The 16,209-nt window shown below is 61.6% G+C and carries 17 protein-coding genes and 1 pseudogene; 10 read left to right on the top strand and 8 right to left on the bottom strand.

The window, feature by feature from the left end:
• Both AC07V4_RS19735 and AC07V4_RS19730 read left to right on the top strand, forming a co-directional pair.
• A pseudogene (locus tag AC07V4_RS19735) lies at positions 1-126 on the top strand (ribonucleotide-diphosphate reductase subunit beta); the annotation flags it as partial.
• Between the two features lie 148 nt (positions 127-274).
• A complete protein-coding gene (locus AC07V4_RS19730) occupies positions 275-763 on the top strand; it encodes a DUF1289 domain-containing protein (protein WP_492636595.1) in 489 nt (162 codons plus the stop codon).
• Positions 764-884: 121 nt separating this feature from the next.
• On the opposite strand, the gene mdeB is transcribed toward AC07V4_RS19730, so the two are convergent.
• Complete coding sequence (gene mdeB, locus AC07V4_RS19725; RefSeq protein ID WP_492636594.1) at positions 885-3,563, bottom strand: alpha-ketoglutarate dehydrogenase; 2,679 nt, start codon at positions 3,561-3,563, stop codon at positions 885-887.
• A 191-nt stretch (positions 3,564-3,754) separates the two neighbouring features.
• Between mdeB and AC07V4_RS19720 the strand changes: the two genes are divergently transcribed.
• From AC07V4_RS19720 to AC07V4_RS19710, 3 genes are all read left to right on the top strand, one after another.
• Entirely contained in the window at positions 3,755-4,669 is a 915-nt protein-coding gene (locus tag AC07V4_RS19720) for a class I SAM-dependent methyltransferase (RefSeq protein WP_492636593.1), read from the top strand.
• A 148-nt stretch (positions 4,670-4,817) separates the two neighbouring features.
• Complete coding sequence (gene pcsA, locus AC07V4_RS19715; RefSeq protein WP_492636592.1) at positions 4,818-5,537, top strand: phosphatidylcholine synthase; 720 nt, start codon at positions 4,818-4,820, stop codon at positions 5,535-5,537.
• A gap of 103 nt (positions 5,538-5,640) precedes the next feature.
• On the top strand, positions 5,641-6,420 hold the full coding sequence (locus AC07V4_RS19710; protein WP_492636591.1) for a TSUP family transporter: 780 nt from the start codon (positions 5,641-5,643) through the stop codon (positions 6,418-6,420).
• On the opposite strand, the gene nudC is transcribed toward AC07V4_RS19710, so the two are convergent.
• Complete coding sequence (gene nudC / locus AC07V4_RS19705) at positions 6,388-7,221, bottom strand: NAD(+) diphosphatase (protein ID WP_431752691.1); 834 nt, start codon at positions 7,219-7,221, stop codon at positions 6,388-6,390. The two genes, AC07V4_RS19710 and nudC, sit on opposite strands and share 33 nt — an antisense overlap.
• Before the next feature lie 5 nt (positions 7,222-7,226).
• Positions 7,227-8,039: a crotonase/enoyl-CoA hydratase family protein gene (locus tag AC07V4_RS19700; protein ID WP_431752692.1), complete on the bottom strand. Its 813-nt coding sequence runs from the start codon at positions 8,037-8,039 to the stop codon at positions 7,227-7,229.
• A 192-nt stretch (positions 8,040-8,231) separates the two neighbouring features.
• On the opposite strand from AC07V4_RS19700, the gene AC07V4_RS19695 reads away from it, so the two are divergent.
• Together AC07V4_RS19695 and AC07V4_RS19690 are read left to right on the top strand one after the other, a co-directional pair.
• A complete protein-coding gene (locus tag AC07V4_RS19695) occupies positions 8,232-9,500 on the top strand; it encodes a chloride channel protein (protein ID WP_492636590.1) in 1,269 nt (422 codons plus the stop codon).
• A 61-nt stretch (positions 9,501-9,561) separates the two neighbouring features.
• Positions 9,562-10,116 (top strand): UPF0149 family protein, encoded by a 555-nt coding sequence (locus AC07V4_RS19690; protein ID WP_492636589.1) that lies wholly within the window; start codon positions 9,562-9,564, stop codon positions 10,114-10,116.
• A gap of 6 nt (positions 10,117-10,122) precedes the next feature.
• On the opposite strand, the gene AC07V4_RS19685 is transcribed toward AC07V4_RS19690, so the two are convergent.
• Together AC07V4_RS19685 and AC07V4_RS19680 are read right to left on the bottom strand one after the other, a co-directional pair.
• On the bottom strand, positions 10,123-10,752 hold the full coding sequence (locus AC07V4_RS19685) for a lytic polysaccharide monooxygenase auxiliary activity family 9 protein (RefSeq protein ID WP_492636588.1): 630 nt from the start codon (positions 10,750-10,752) through the stop codon (positions 10,123-10,125).
• A 209-nt stretch (positions 10,753-10,961) separates the two neighbouring features.
• On the bottom strand, positions 10,962-11,315 hold the full coding sequence (locus tag AC07V4_RS19680; RefSeq protein WP_431751383.1) for a DUF1428 domain-containing protein: 354 nt from the start codon (positions 11,313-11,315) through the stop codon (positions 10,962-10,964).
• A gap of 197 nt (positions 11,316-11,512) precedes the next feature.
• Here AC07V4_RS19680 and AC07V4_RS19675 point away from each other — a divergent pair, with 197 nt between their 5' ends.
• Positions 11,513-12,769, top strand: coding sequence for a 3-phosphoshikimate 1-carboxyvinyltransferase (locus AC07V4_RS19675; RefSeq protein WP_492636587.1), 1,257 nt, complete (start codon positions 11,513-11,515; stop codon positions 12,767-12,769).
• A 32-nt stretch (positions 12,770-12,801) separates the two neighbouring features.
• The gene (locus AC07V4_RS19670; RefSeq protein WP_492636586.1) at positions 12,802-13,191 is read left to right on the top strand and encodes a hypothetical protein; all 390 of its coding nucleotides are present in this window, start codon (positions 12,802-12,804) and stop codon (positions 13,189-13,191) included.
• 1 nt (position 13,192) lies between these two features.
• Here AC07V4_RS19670 and AC07V4_RS19665 read toward each other — a convergent pair whose 3' ends face one another.
• Positions 13,193-13,792, bottom strand: a complete 600-nt coding sequence (locus AC07V4_RS19665) for an NAD(P)H-dependent oxidoreductase (RefSeq protein ID WP_431751386.1) — start codon at positions 13,790-13,792, stop codon at positions 13,193-13,195.
• Between the two features lie 83 nt (positions 13,793-13,875).
• On the opposite strand from AC07V4_RS19665, the gene AC07V4_RS19660 reads away from it, so the two are divergent.
• Positions 13,876-14,514 (top strand): TetR/AcrR family transcriptional regulator, encoded by a 639-nt coding sequence (locus tag AC07V4_RS19660; protein ID WP_492636585.1) that lies wholly within the window; start codon positions 13,876-13,878, stop codon positions 14,512-14,514.
• Here the strand turns inward: AC07V4_RS19660 and AC07V4_RS19655 are convergent.
• Positions 14,511-15,179: a GNAT family N-acetyltransferase gene (locus tag AC07V4_RS19655; protein ID WP_492636584.1), complete on the bottom strand. Its 669-nt coding sequence runs from the start codon at positions 15,177-15,179 to the stop codon at positions 14,511-14,513. The genes AC07V4_RS19660 and AC07V4_RS19655 overlap by 4 nt on opposite strands.
• Positions 15,180-15,200: 21 nt before the next feature.
• Positions 15,201-16,106, bottom strand: a complete 906-nt coding sequence (locus AC07V4_RS19650) for a LysR family transcriptional regulator (RefSeq protein WP_492636583.1) — start codon at positions 16,104-16,106, stop codon at positions 15,201-15,203.
• Positions 16,107-16,209: the final 103 nt, after the last annotated feature.

The following is a 16,209-nucleotide window of genomic DNA, read 5'->3' as shown; positions in this document are numbered from 1 at the left end:
GAGTACCCAGGGACGACTAACCCGTTCCCGTGGATGAGCGAGATCATGGACTTGAAGAAAGAGAAGAACTTCTTCGAAACCCGCGTGATCGAGTACCAGACTGGCGGCGCGTTGAGCTGGGACTAATCAACCACACAGTTCCAGTGTGGGAGCGGGCTTGCTCGCGAATGCGGTCTATCAGTAATAGATTCAGTGACTGACACACCGCGTTCGCGAGCAAGCCCGCTCCCACATTGGTTTTGCGGTGTTCTCTGGATTTTGCAATCAAGCCTTTATGCCCAATCAAACCATCAAGACACCCTGCGTAGGCCTGTGTTCCACCGTTTACGGTGACCTGGTCTGCCGGGGCTGCAAGCGCTATCACCATGAAGTGATCCAGTGGAACGGCTACAGCGCCGAGGAAAAGCAGGCTGTGTGGCTGCGCTTGGAACAGTTGCTGGTGCAGGTGATGGCGAGCAAGCTGGAAGTGTTCGACGCGCACCTGTTACGTGAGCAACTGGAAACCCGCAAGATCCGCTTTGTACCGCACCAGTCCCCGTACTGCTGGGCATACCAGTTGATTGCCCGGGGCGCGCGGGTGATTTCGAAGTTGGAGGCGTATGGCCTGGCGTTATTGCCGGAGTTTCGTGAGCGCAACCTCACGGACCTGCGGGATGCGATTGACCGCGAGTTTTTCCTGCTTTCCGAAGCGCATTACGAGCGTTACATCGCCCCGGGTTTCCTGAAGGAAGCATTCGGACCAGCCCTGATCGCCACTCTCTAAGCCACACAACAAAACCGGGTGGGAGCTGGCTTGCCTGCGATCGCAGAGTGCCATTCAGCCATTTTTTATCTGATACACCGCTATCGCAGGCAAGCCAGCTCCCACATTTGATCTGTGTCGATCAGCAGATCCAGGACGCGTCGCGCTCCGTATTTATCCCGTATCGCTCGATTGCTTCCTGGCACACCTCCCGCTTCAAACTCCCCTGCTCCACCAACGCCGTCAGCGCCGCCAACACGAGGTGATGCCGATCCACCTCGAAAAAGTCCCGCAATGCCACCCGCGTATCACTGCGCCCAAAACCATCGGTGCCGAGTACGGTGTAGCTGGAATCCAGATACGAACCCAGCATTTGCGGCACGGCTCGCACATAGTCAGACACGGCGATCACCGGCGTACCTTCAGGTAAGCATTCAGCCAGATGACTGACACGCTTGACGTCCAGCGGATGCAAGCGGTTCCATCGCTCCACTTCCCGCGCCTCCCGCGCCAGCTCGCTGTAACTGGTGACGCTGAATACCTCGCTCGCCACCTGCCAATCGTCCGCCAGCAATTGCGCCGCTGCCTGCGCCTCGCGCAGCAACGTGCCGGAGCCGAGCAGGCGCACCTGGGCGTCGGCAGCGCCTTCCAGGCGATACATGCCCTTGATAATCGCCGCAGCCACGCCAGCCGGCAGGCTTGGCTGCGGGTAGTTTTCGTTCATCAGGGTCACGTAGTAGAACTCGTCCACATCGTGCTCAAGCATCTGGCGCATGCCATGGTCGAGAATCACCGCAAACTCGCCGGCAAATGCCGGATCGTAGGCTCGGCAATTGGGCACCGTGGCGGCGCTGAGGTGGCTGCTGCCGTCCTGATGCTGCAAGCCTTCGCCGCCCAAGGTGGTACGTCCGGCCGTAGCACCGAGCAAGAAACCTCGGGCGCGCTGGTCAGCGGCGGCCCAGATCAGGTCGCCGACGCGCTGGAAGCCGAACATCGAATAATAGATGTAGAACGGCAGCATGCGCAGGCCATGCACCGAATAGCTGGTGGCCGCCGCCACCCACGAGCTGATGGCGCTGGCTTCGCTGATGCCTTCCTCGAGGATTTGCCCGTCGGTGGCTTCGCGGTAGCTGAGGATCGAGCCGATGTCTTCCGGCTCGTAACGCTGGCCGACACTGGAATAGATACCGATCTGCTTGAACAGGTTGGCCATGCCGAAGGTACGCGCCTCGTCTGCCACGATGGGCACGATGCGCGGGCCGAGGGCCTTGTCCTTGAGCAGGTTGGTGAGCATGCGCACAAAGGCCATGGTGGTGGACATCTCCTTGCCCGCGGCCTCTGTGGCGAAGCCGGCGTAACCCGCCAGCGCTGGCACGCTGACCGGCGCCGCCTGCTGCCCGCGGCTTGGCACATAACCACCCAGGGCCGTGCGGCGCTGGTGCAAGTAGCGCATTTCCAGGCTATCGTCGCCCGGTTTGTAGAAACTCAAGGATTCGGCCTGCTCATCCGACAGCGGCAAGCGGAAGCGATCACGGAAGGCAATCAACGCCTCGCGGTCGAGCTTTTTCTGCTGGTGGGTGGTCATCTTGCCCTGCCCCGCCTCACCCATGCCGAAACCCTTTTTGGTCTGGGCCAGGATCACCGTGGGCTTGCCTTTGACCCGGCGCGCGGCATGGTAGGCCGCGTGGATCTTGACCATGTCGTGGCCACCGCGCTTGAGGCGGTCGATCTGCTCATCGCTCATGCCCTCGACCAACTTGGCCATGGCCGCGCTTTGACCGAAGAAGTGCTCGCGGTTGTAGGCACCATCCTTGGCGGCGAACGTCTGGAATTGGCCGTCGACGGTATTCGACAAGGTGTTGACCAGCGAGCCGTCGGTGTCCTTGGCGAGCAAGACGTCCCAGTCCGAGCCCCATACCAGCTTGATCACGTTCCACCCGGCACCGGCAAACAAGGCTTCCAGTTCGTCGATGATCCGCCCATTGCCGCGCACCGGGCCATCGAGGCGTTGCAGATTGCAGTTGACCACCCAGGTCAGGTTGTCCAGGCCCTCGCGGGCGGCCAAGGTCAGGGCCGACATGCTTTCTGGCTCGTCCATCTCGCCGTCACCGAACACGCCCCACACATGCCGCTCGGTGGTGTCCAGCAGGCCGCGATGCTGCAGGTAACGCATGAACCGCGCCTGGAAAATCGAGCTGATAGGGCCGATGCCCATGGAACCGGTGGGGAACTGCCAGAAGTCCGGCATCAGCCAGGGATGAGGGTAGCTGGAGAGTCCACGTGCGCCGTTTTTGGGGCCGCCGATTTCCTGGCGATAGTGAGCCAGGTCGTTTTCACTCAACCGGCCTTCAAGGAACGCCCGGGCATAAATGCCAGGCGCGGAATGGGGTTGGTAGAACACCAGGTCACCGCCAAAACGGTCGTTGCGCGCGCGAAAAAAATGGTTGAAGCCCACTTCGAACAAATCCGCCGCACTGGCATAGCTGGCGATATGCCCCCCGAGTTCTCCGTAGGCCTGGTTGGCGCGCACCACCATCGCCAATGCATTCCAACGCACCCACGAAGCCAGGCGCTCTTCGGTCGCCAGGTCGCCGGGAAAGGCCGGTTGCTGCCCGACGCTGATGCTATTGATATACGGCGTGCCGTGGCGCGGTTTCCAGTCGATGGGCGGTGCGCTGCCTTCCCGCGCCAGCAGATCGAGGATCTGCCGCGCACGCGCAGGCCCGGCGTTGGTCACTAGTGAAGCCAGGGCGTCGCGCCACTCGTCCAGCTCTTGCTGATCCAACGTCGTGTGATTGACTGCACTCGCGAAACCGTTCATGGGCACCTCCGGGCTTTTTTTCCAGTTTATGTCGGTGCCCGAGGATTTTTTGCCTGTTATCAGGCGCAGTTTTCAGCCGTTTGAGCATGAATCACTGCCAATCGGCTTTTTATCAGCACGTTGTGCTCAAGCCCCCCGAAACAACCCAACTGTGTTTAAAATGCCGCCCGCTCAATGACCGACGCTCAACGATGAACCCAGACGCACTCGCCACCCTGCACGCCCACCTGCTTACCGCCCTGACTAGCCCGCCGTCGGAAACCCGCCGCCTGTTCCACGGCCGTGGCCGCTGCTGGCCGGGGCTGGAGCAACTGACCGTGGATTGGTTGCAAGGCGTGGTGCTGGTCGCGTTGTTCAAGGAGCCGGAACCCGCCCAGCTGGAAGCCTTGAAACAGTTGCTGCAGACGCACCTGAGTGCTTACACCGTGGCCCTGCAGCACCGCTACTTGCCGCAAAGCACCACCGAATGGTTGGTGGGCGAGGCAGTGGATGAGCTGACCATTACCGAAGGTGGCCTGCGCTACCTGATCGATCTGGGTAAAAAACAGAACAGTGGGCTGTTCCTCGACATGCGTTATGGCCGCAACTGGGTGCGCGAACAGGCCAAGGGTCAGCGGGTGCTCAACCTGTTTGCCTATACCTGTGGTTTCTCCGTGGCCGCCATCGAAGGCGGCGCCGACCATGTGGTGAACCTGGACATGGCCCGTGGTGCCCTGAGCCGTGGCCGCGACAACCATCGCCTGAATGGCCACGACCTGAGCAAGGTCACGTTCCTGGGCCACGATCTGTTCAAGTCCTGGGCCAAGGTCACCCACAGCGGCCCTTATGACTTGGTGATTATCGACCCGCCATCGTTCCAGAAAGGCAGCTTCTTGCTGACCAAGGACTACCAGCGCGTACTGCGCCGCCTGCCGGATTTGCTCACGTCCCAGGGTACGGTGCTGGCGTGCATGAACGACCCGGCCTTCGGCGAAGACTTCCTGATTGATGGCGTCACCCGTGAAGCACCGGGCCTGCGTTTTGTGGAGCGCTTGGAAAACCCTCCGGAATTCCCGGACATCGACCCACAAAGTGGCTTGAAGGCGCTGGTGTTCCGTCAAGGCTGATGCCGAAACGTCTTACGCTTGCTACGCTGAGTGATACACCGGGTGGTGAACCTTATCCCCCCCTTCCCGGTCGATACCTGCAATCCCTGGCCAGACCCGATGGCGTCACGTTGTCGGCTGCCCCGTTTCACCTTTTGGAGAACCGCCCGTGATATCGACCCTGCATGTAGCCAGACTCAAAGCCTGGGGCGCCCACGGCTTTACCGCCACCGGCGTGGTGCTGGCCTTCCTGGCCACCCTGGCCTTGCTGGAAAATTCCCCCAAGGCTTGCCTGCTGTGGCTGGGCCTGGCGCTGGTGGTCGATGGCGTGGACGGTTCGCTGGCGCGGCGAGTCAATGTGAGCACGGTGTTGCCCAGCTTTGACGGCTCGGTGCTGGACTTGGTGATTGATTACCTGACCTATGTGTTCATTCCGGCGTTGTTCATCTACCGCTACATCGACCTGCCGGACTTTACCCATCTGTTTACGGTGTCGGTGATCCTGGTGTCCTCGCTGTTCTGCTTCTGCAATGTGAACATGAAGAGCAAGGACAACTACTTTGTCGGTTTCCCCGCGGCGTGGAACGTGGTGGCGTTGTGCGTGTACATCATCCAGCCTGAAGCCTGGGTCACGCTGCTGACCGTGATCGGCCTGGCACTGCTGACCGTGACGCCGATGAAGTTCCTGCATCCGTTCCGGGTAAAGCGTTTTATGCCGATCAACATTGCCGTGACCACGATCTGGTTGCTGTGCAGCTTCTTGATGGTCGTGGACTACCCGAATACCAACCCGTGGACATTTGGGTTGTGGTCGCTGATGTCGGCGTATTTCCTGGGAATCTGCGTGTGGCGCACGGCGCTGGAATGGCTGGAAAAGCGTCACGGCTGATCGCGGTTAACGTGTGGGAGCTGGCTTGCCTGCCCCCACATTTGGATCTGTGTACATCTGGCAGTAAGATGGCGGCCGCCCTGCCAATAATAAGCCCCTGCCCATGCCCTTCGAACTCAGCGTTGACCTCACCACCCTCGCCATTCTCGCCCTCGTGGCCTTTATCGCCGGTTTCATCGACGCCATCGCCGGCGGCGGCGGCCTGCTCACCACGCCGGCCCTGCTCACCGCCGGCATGCCGCCGCACCTGGTACTGGGCACCAACAAACTCAGCTCGACCTTTGGCTCGGCCACCGCGAGTTTCACGTTCTACCGACGCAAGCTGTTTCACCCGCGCCAGTGGGTGCACGCCATTGTGGGCACACTGGTCGGCGCGTTGACCGGCGCGGTGGTCGCCCATTACCTGCCGGCCGAAACCCTGAACAAAATGCTCCCGGTGATCGTGTTCGCCTGTGGTGTGTACCTGCTGTTCGGCGGCACACCCAAGGCGCCGTTGGATGCCGACGCGCCGATCAAGAAGAAATGGCAAGCCACCCAAGGTTTCGGCCTGGGCTTCTACGACGGCGTGGCCGGACCCGGCACGGGTGCGTTCTGGACGGTGAGCACCATGCTGCTGCACCCGATCGACCTGGTGAAAGCCAGCGGCGTGGCACGCAGCATGAACTTCGTCAGCAACGCGGCGGCGCTGACGGTGTTCATCATCAATGGCTCGGTGGACTGGATCGTCGGCCTGGCCATGGGCCTTTCGGTGATGTGTGGCGCGTTCTTTGGCGCACGCAGCGCGATCAGCGGCGGCGCCAAGTTCATTCGGCCGGTGTTTATCACCGTGGTCCTCGGCCTGACAGTGCGCCTAGCCTGGCAGCACTGGTTCAGCGTGGCCTAGACGGCGCGCCAGATAGAGGTCGATGAGGTAACGCGCAATCGAGCGTGACGCCGGCAATGGCGGCAGGTCGTGGATACTGAACCACTGCGCGTCTTCGATCTCGTCGGCCTGGGGCACGATATCGCCCCCGGCGTACTCGGCGTGGAACCCCAGCATCATCGAATGGGGGAACGGCCAGCACTGGCTGCCCACATACTGGATGTTCTTGACCTCCACCTGCACTTCTTCGCGTACCTCGCGAACCAGACAGTCTTCGGCCGACTCTCCCGGCTCGGCAAACCCGGCCAGTGTGCTGTAGACGCCCGTGACAAAACGCGGCGAACGCGCCAGCAGGATCTCATCGCCACGGGTCACCAGCACGATCATGCTCGGCGAAATCCGCGGGTAGCTGCGCAGGTCGCAGGCCTGGCAGTACATCGCCCGCTCCCGTGGCACCTGGACCATAGCCTGGCCGCAACTGCCGCAAAACCGATGCTCCCGCGCCCAGGTACCAATCTGCGCGGCGTAACCCAGCACCTTGTACAGGGTGTGGTCGCCTTGCAACATGAAGCCGCGCAAGCCCTGCCAACTGCAACCCGGCACTTCAGCCGCCGCATTGAGTTCCAGCAAATACACCGGCTCACCGTCAAGGTGGCCGATGCCGTGTTCGGCGAACACCGACAGCTCCTGGCGCTTGAGCCATTCCCGGGGGAACAGCGGGCCATTGGTATCGTGCAAAAAGCCGTCGCGGCTACGGGCAACAGCCCAGCCACCCGGCGTTTCGTTGTCGAGCAGGGTTGTGGTAATCCAGCCTGGGGTCATGTCAGTCAATCCACGAATTCGGGTTTCTGCTTACTCATATGGGCCGCGATGGCCACACGCAGGTCGTTGGATTGCAACATAGCCGAGTTCCAGGTGGCAACGTATTCCAAGCCATCATTGACCGTATGGTCACGCATGTAGCTGATCATGGCTTTTGTGCCGGTCACGGCAATCGGTGACTTGGCGGCGATTTCATGGGCAATGTCCAACACACCGGCCAGCAGGCTTTCCTGATCGGCATACACGCGGTTGACCAAGCCGATGCTGCGCGCTTCCTCGGCGCCGAACTGACGCCCGGTATAAGCCAGTTCACGCAGCATGCCGTCGCCGATAATGCGCGGCAGGCGTTGCAAGGTGCCGACGTCGGCGGCCATGCCGATGTCGATTTCCTTGATGGAAAATTGCGCCCCTTCGGCCGCGTAGCGCATATCGCAGGCGCTGATCAGGTCGATGGCGCCGCCGATGCAGTAACCCTGGATCGCCGCCAGCACCGGCTTGCGGCAGTTGTCGACGGCATTGAACGAGGCTTGCAGTTCGAGGATCTTGCGGCGCAGCAGACGTGCGTTGCGGCCCACGTCCTTGCCAAACTCGTTGGCCACCGATGCAAGCATCATCAAGTCGATGCCAGACGAGAAATGCTTGCCGGCACCGCTGAGCACCACGGCACGTACGGCGTCGGTCTCTTCGACCCATTGGAAGATATCGATGATCTCGGTCCAGAACGCGGCATTCATCGCGTTGATCTTTTCCGGGCGGTTGATCTGCACATGGGCAACGTTGCCGATGAGTTCGACGACGAAAGCTTGGTATTCGGACATGGCAGTGATCCCTGACTGGCGAGTGATAAGGCCCGAACTATAACAAGGGTGTGTGACGGCGCATCGGCCAAAAACGGGACTGGCAAAAGTAATGGAATGTTGTGGGCACGCTGTTCATGCAGCAGCGATACATTTCACCCCGGAGGCCCGGCTTATCGGCTATACAATCAGGGCCCTTGCCTGGAGCCGCCTATGCCGTCCACGTTTCGTTCATCGCTGATTCTGGCCCTGGTGGTCGTACTGACCGGCATTGGCGCGGGCCTGGGCGGGATGCTCCTGGCCTTGCTGCTGCACGGCATTCAACACCTGGCGTACGGTTACAGCCTCGACAGCCTGGTCAGCCATGAAACCTTTTTGTTGGGCGTGACCGCCGCCGCGCCGGAACGCCGTTTGCTGGTGCTGATGGTGTGCGGTGCAGTCGCCGGGTTGGGCTGGTGGACGATCTATCGCTACGGCCGTCCATTGGTGAGCATCAAGCAAGCGGTATCGGAAAAGATGCCAATCATGCCGCCCAAAACCACCCTCGCCCATGCGCTCTTGCAGATCATCACGGTGGCCCTCGGTTCCCCCTTGGGCCGTGAGGTGGCGCCTCGCGAGGTCGGCGCGCTGGCCGCCACATGGTTGTCCCAACGGGCGCGACTTGAGCCGCGCATGCACCGACTGATCATTGCTTGTGGTGCGGGTGCCGGGCTGGCGGCGGTCTATAACGTGCCGCTGGGCGGCGCAGTGTTTGTGCTGGAAGTGCTGGTGGGTGCCTTCAGTTGGCCAGCGGCGCTGATGGCGTTGGCCACTTCGGCGATTGGTGCGGCGGTGGCGTGGATCGGGCTGGGCGCGGAGGCGCAGTACGTGGTGCCGAATTTTGTGCTGAGCCCGGCACTGATCGCCTGGGCCGTGGTGTGCGGACCGGTGTTCGGCGTGGCCGCCTATGGTTTTACCCGCTTTACCGGCGCCGCCAGGGCCAATGCGGCACGCGGCTGGCGCCTGCCGGTGCTGGCGTTGATCAACTTCACCCTTATTGGTGTATTGGCCATGTGGCTACCGCAGATCCTTGGCAATGGCAAAGGCCCGGCGCAGTTGGGCTTCGATAATGAACTGACCATCGGCCTGGCCGCCCTTCTGTTGGTGGCCAAGGTGCTGGTCACTGCCGCCAGCCTGCGCGCCGGCGCCGAGGGGGGCCTGCTGACGCCGGGCCTGGCCATTGGTGCCTTATTGGCAATCATCCTCGGCGGCGCCTGGAGCCTGGTAATCCCGGGCGTACCGTTAGGCGCCTTTGCAATCATCGGCGCGGCCGCCTTCCTGGCCGCCAGCATGAGCATGCCACTCACGGCGATTGTGCTGGTGGCGGAGTTCACCCGTATCGAGCATGACTTTCTGGTGCCGATCATCCTGGCCGTGGTGGGTTCGATGTGCGTGAGCAAGCTGTGCCAACACTGGGAAAACGCTGGAAAAAAGCCGGCCTAAGCGCCATCCTTCGCGCTTTAAGCTGCCCATCAGCAGCGCACGACGTTTAAAGGATATGCCCATGCACGCCCAACCCTTGGCCCCTGCCGATTTCGAATTCATCGAAGACACCCTGCTCAAGTACGGCGACGATCATTCGGTGCTGAACCTGGCCGAACTCGACGGTTACTTCACCGCGCTGGTCTCCAGCCCCGCACAAGTGGAAGTCGGCGAATGGTTCCCGGCGATCTGGGGTGGGCAGAACCCGGACTGGGAAAGCGTGGACGAAGCCCAGCGCTTCCTGGAACTGTGCGTACGCCACATGAATACCCTGGCGGCGCAATTGGCGACCGATGCCCAAGCGTTCAAGGCGCGTTTCGATGACGCCGAACATCAGGGCCAGGTCGTCACGCTGGCCGAAGAATGGTGCTTTGGTTACATCCGCGGTGCGGCCATTGGCAACTGGCCGGAACTGCCCGCCGAACAGGCCGCACAGTTGGAAAAGATTTCCTGGTGCGCCGAGCAGGACAACTTCGAATTGCCGGCAGACCTGGATGTAGGCGCCCATCAACAGCGGGTCCGTGACATCGAACCCGCTGCACGGGCGCTACATGATTACTGGTTGGCCAAGCGTTAACCGGGCTTACTTGAAGTCCAGGTCAAACGCCTGGTAGAACGCATTGCCGGTGTTGGCGACGATCCACATCAGTACCACCACGTGCCGGCCTTTCTTGCCCTTGGGCAGCGTCACCTGATGCTCGACCTTGGCTTTCAGTTCGTCGGCATGCTGGTAGTACGGCACTTGGGTGTAGAAGTCCTCAAAGAACGGCTTGGCTTCCAACTGAGCGCGGCTGATGCGCTGTTTCGGGTCCCAGCCATCCTTGGTGATAAGCCAGCGATAGCCACGGGTGACGTGGGCGGCGGTGTATTCCCACTGCACCTTGAAGGCCTGACCGGCCTCGACATTCAACAGTGGCCAGGTAAACGGCGTGTTGAGCTTCTTGCTCATCTCTTCGTCGGTGAAGTTGATGCAGTCGCGCGCGTCGGTTTTGCCGCCGCTGAGGATGTGCCCATCGGCAGGCGGCGTGACGCTTTGGTCATCGGTCTGATAAGGCGCGGGGAACGGCCCGGCGGTGAGTGCAGGAAAGTTTTTACCGCCTTCCATTTCATTGACTTGCCAGTTGCCCAGCAGCCCGCGTTCCACGGCGACCGAGCCACGGCTGGCCGGGGTCACGACGCGACCATGTCTGAGTTGAGTCTGGGGTTTGTTCATTTCAGTCACTCCTTGATTGAAAACACCCCGGAATGGGGTGCGGCCTGAACTTACCCCATCACCCCATCTTGTCCAGCGAGCCGCTGCGTAGGAAAACTTACACACCTCCTGCATTTCATTGAGCGCACGCATTTGTCCTGCCCCTGGTTTGGACGTACGCCTACCTTGCCAGGGGCAATCCACCTACAGGTATTGTCCTGCAACGGCAGCTAGCTGTTGAGGATCATCTCGAACCCACCATAAATCATGCGTTGCCCGTCAAAGGGCATCGGATTGGCCCCGTTTTGCATGCGCGGGTCTTCCATCACCTTGCGCATGCCGACATCCCGTACCTGGCGCGAGGGCCAGACGATCCAGGAAAACACCACGGTCTCGTCGTCCTTGAGTTTCACGGCCATGGGCAGTGACGTCACCTTGCCTTCGGGCACGTCATCGCCCCAGCACTCGACGACATTCAGCGCACCGTGCGCCTTGAACACCACGGCGGCCGCCTTGGCATGCTGGATAAATGCTTCACGCTTGGCGGTCGGCACCGCGATCACACAACCATCGACGTAAGACATGTTCACTCTCCTCATGGGAATAGACTGGGTAGGTACCGCTACCGATAGTCGAATGAACCCACCGAGAATCGACAACCCTGCGCAAATTACCGACCGGCGGCGTTCCCCGCTCGACAAGCACGGCGTCTATGCCCGATTATTCGGGTCCGCCCGTCGGCCACTCCGTGCCACCTTGTCTTGATCAGGAGCCTCGTACCTTGAGTTCGCAGAAAACCGTGACCGTAACACCGCCCAACTTCCCCCTGAACGGCAAGGTCGCGCCCCCCGGCTCCAAATCCATTACCAACCGCGCCCTGTTGCTGGCGGCCCTGGCCAAAGGCACCAGCCGCCTGAGCGGCGCCTTGAAGAGTGATGACACTCGCCACATGTCGGTGGCCCTGCGCCAGATGGGCGTGACCATTGATGAGCCGGATGACACCACTTTTGTGGTCACCAGCTCCGGCAAGCTGCAACTGCCCGAGCAACCCCTGTTCCTCGGCAATGCCGGCACCGCCATGCGTTTTCTCACCGCTGCCGTAGCCACCGTGCAAGGCACCGTGGTGCTGACCGGCGACGACTACATGCAAAAGCGCCCCATCGGCCCGCTGCTGGCGACCCTGGGCCAGAACGGTATCCGCGTCGACAGCCCCACCGGCTGCCCGCCAGTCACCGTGCGCGGCGTGGGCAAGGTGCAGGCCAAGCGTTTCGAGATCGATGGCGGTTTGTCCAGCCAGTACGTATCGGCCCTGCTGATGCTCGCGGCCTGCGGTGCAGCACCGATTGAAGTGGCGTTGACCGGCAAGGACATCGGCGCCCGCGGCTACGTTGACCTGACCCTGGACTGCATGCGCGCCTTCGGTGCACAGGTCGAAGCGGTCGACGACACCACCTGGCGAGTGGCCCCGACCGGCTATACCGCCCATGACTACCTGATCGAACCCGACGCCTCTGCCGCCACCTACTTGTGGGCCGCTGAGGTGTTGACCGGTGGCCGCATCGACATCGGCGTGGCGGCGCAGGACTTCACCCAGCCGGACGCCAAGGCCCAGGCCGTAATTGCACAGTTCCCGAACATGCAGGCTACGGTTGTCGGCTCGCAGATGCAGGACGCGATCCCGACTCTCGCGGTCCTTGCTGCGTTCAACAACACGCCGGTGCGCTTCACGGAGCTGGCCAACCTGCGCGTGAAAGAATGCGACCGCGTGCAGGCCCTGCACGATGGCCTCAACGAAATCCGTCCGGGCCTGGCAACCATCGAAGGCGATGACCTGCTCGTTGCCAGCGACCCGGCATTGGCCGGTACATCGTGCAATGCACTGATCGACACCCACGCCGACCACCGCATCGCCATGTGCTTTGCCCTGGCCGGGTTGAAAGTCTCGGGGATCCGCATTCAAGACCCGGACTGCGTGGCCAAGACCTATCCTGAATACTGGAAGGCCCTGGGCAGTCTTGGGGTTGCGCTGAGCTACTGAGCACAGAGCGTCGGAATGGGGAGGCCAAGCACATGACAATCCGCCAACCCTGCCCACCCGGCGCCTGCGTCTGCGATCGCGAACAATTGCTCGAGGTGCCCGGTGCCGACCTGCGCATCCTGCACCTCACGCGCCAGGAAGAAAAACGCCTGATCGAGCGCCTCGAAGACCTCAAGAGCCTGCAAGACCTGGAACACATGCAACAGCGGATGTACGCGCTATTGGGCATTCGCGTGCACATCGCGCCGGGTCACACCGAGGTCAAGAGCATGCGCGGGATACAGATCGTCATCGACGAACTGCCGGGCATGTGTCGCAAGACACGGCAGGCGATTCCGGCGGCGATCCGCCGTGGCATGGAGAAGCACCCGGAAATTGCCTACCGCTTGCTGGATGCCCACGACCTGTTTCGCGAAGGCTGAATCAACCAGCGACCGCCTCACCCTGGAACAACCCTTGCCCGATGGCCTTCGCCGTCTGCAAATGCACCTGTGCCGTGCCGCTTTCCGACTCCAGCAGCAGCTGCGACGTCACCACCTGTGCCCCGCAGTAATCGAAGATGCCGTAGTCGATTTGCGTGCGCATGGCCTTGGCGTAGCCGTGTCGATCAAACGCGCTTTCATCCGCCGCCCCCACCGCCAGCAGGTGCACCTGCAAGTGGCGCAGTTTTTTCACCACCGGCAGGTCCGGGCCGTAATCGATGGCCCAACCATTGACGAACACGCGGTCAACCCACCCTTTGAGCAAGCCCGGCAGCGACCACCAGTAGATGGGAAACGCCAGCACCAGCGCGTCGGCGCGGTCGATACGGGCTTGTTCGACGAGCACGTCAGCCGGAGGCTTGGCGCGGGTGCGGTGCACAAGGTGATCGGCGGCGGTGTAACGCGGGTCGAAGCCTTCGCCCGCGAGGTCGGCGATCTCATAAGTATGGCCGGATGCGGTCAGGCCCGCGGCAACCTGTGCGGCCAGGCTATGGGTGAGGGATTTCGGGTCGTGATGAGCAACAACGATCACAGCGTGCATGACAATGACTCCCTTTCGGTTTAGGCTGAACCTAAACTACTTTTAGTAAGTTAACTCCAATAAGTTACGTTTGGTATATAAGCATGTCAACCCACCAATCCCCTGCCCCGCGTCGACGCTTATCCCGTGAAGATCGCTTTCGCCAATTGCTCGACGTGGCCTGGCAACTGGTGCGCGAAGAAGGTACCGATGCCTTGACCCTGGGCCGCCTGGCCGAACTGGCGGGCGTCACCAAGCCGGTGGTGTACGACCACTTCGTCACACGGGCGGGGTTATTGGCGGCGCTGTATGAGGATTTTGACGGACGGCAGAATCAGCAGTTTGCCGAGGCTATCGAGGCCAGCGCCGCGACTCTGGAGGGTCGGGCTTGGGTGATCGCTGCGTGTTATGTCGATTGCGTATTGCTGCAGGGCCGGGAAATTCCAGGGGTGATCGCGGCGCTCAGCAGCTCGCCGGAACTGGAAGCGCTCAAGCGTCGATATGAAGCGATCTTCCTCGATAAATGCCGTGAGGCACTGTCGCCATTTGCGCCCGAGGGGCGTGTTTCCCAGGCCGGTCTACGGGCCATGCTGGGGGCGGCGGAAGCATTGTCCCAGGCGGCCGCCAGCGATGAGATCAGCCGTGAAGAGGCTCAGCAGGAATTGCTGGCGACCATCCTGGCAATGGTCACTCGCCGCTCACATGTGGGAGATGTCGAGCCCCCACAAGGGACCGGGGTTTAACCGCGAGACTGTAGAAACGATTGCACCTTGCGCGCCAACTGGTCCAGATGGCGGTCACGCTGTTTTTCGGCATCCACCATGGCGCGCTTGCCGTGTTTTTGCAGCAAGTAGGTGTGAATCTGCCGCACCTCCAGCGAACGATAGATCGCCGCCACATCCAACACGCCCATCAAACCGTCGGTGCTGTAGTCGCGGGTGTTCATCAGCACCTGCGTCCCCCGCGCGCCGCGGACTTGAAAGCCCATGGCTTCGAAGGCTGGCACTTTTTCCACGGCACACGCCAGCTCGGCGTGGGGGTAATGGGCCAGTACGTCCTGCAACATCGCACGTGCAACGCCCTGGCGCCGATGCCCGATTTGCACGGCCATGAAGGCGATACCACAGGCCTGCGGATCATCCTTCACCGGCAGATACAGGCAAAAACCAACCACCTGCTCCTCTTCCATGGCCACCACCAGCTCGACCGCAATGCCCTTCGCCCCGTCCAAGGCTTCCAGGTACAGGTGCACTTCAAAGCCGATGGCGTATTGGTAGATGTTGTAGAGCAAGTTGCTCGGCGGCAGCGCGACACTGCTGATGTCGGTGAGGTTGTCCACCACCATCTGCAAGATCTGCGCATTGATGGGCTCGGGGCATGGTGCGGTGTAGCGAGTAAGGCTGAACATGCAAATTCCTGGGGTTTCGCGTCAAGGCAGCGGCGATTGTACCGGTTGCTGACACACCTCGCGCAAACAGCTGCGCAGCCAGCGGTGAGCCAGGTCGGCATCCTGGCGCGGGTGCCAGAGCATCGCCACGGTGAAGGTCGGTAGCGCAACCGGCAAGGCAAACCGGAACAAACCTTCGCGCTGATTGGCGGTGTAGCGTTCAGGCACGCTGGCGATCAGGTCGCTGTCACGGGCCAGGGCGATGGCGGTCGAAAACCCTGTGACGAGGGTGCTGATCTGCCGGCTCAGGCCCAACGCTTCAAGCGCATCGTCGATCTGGCCACGGTCCTGGCCGCGCCGGGAAACATACACATGGCGGCCTTGCGCAAAACGCTGGGCGCTGACGTCACCCTGGCTGAGCGGATGGCCGCTGTGCACCACGCCGATCAGGCGATCGCGAAACAGCGCCTGGGTTAGCACTTCGGGGCTGGCGTTGGCATCGACCACGCCGGTTTCCAGGTCGACGCTGCCGTCACGCAACAAGGCGTTGTCCTTGTCGGTTTTATTGACGAAACGCAGACGCACGCCGGGCGCCTCCTGGGCGATGCGGGCCAGCAGGGGCGGACCGAAGCTTTCGACGAACTCTTCGCTGGTACGCAGGGTGAAAGTGCGCTCAACGTGGCCCATGTCCAGGGATTGTGCCGGGCGCAGCACGCCGTGAGCGTCCTGCACCAGGCGCCCGACCTGTTCGCGTAATGCCTGGGCACGCGGCGTGGGCACCAGGCTACGACCGGCGCGCACCAGCAGCGGGTCTCCGGTGGTCTCGCGCAAACGGGCGAGTGCTCGGCTCATGGCCGAAGCACTTAGGCCCAGGCGCTTGGCGGCACCTGCAACGCTGCCTTCGCTCAACAAGACGTCCAGGGTGATCAACAGATTGAGATCGGGCATTGGCACTCCTAATGAGGCGTTTGATGCACGCATTAACTGCAAGTCGTGCGTCTTCCGCCATGGTAGTCGACACCGTAGATTTGGGACAGCCGCCTTCATTCAA

The sequence above is a fragment of the Pseudomonas sp. GW821-FHT03A09 genome, from assembly GCF_059421065.1.
Note: the sequence above shows the minus strand (reverse complement) of the source record. Positions and strands in the feature narration are given on the sequence as shown.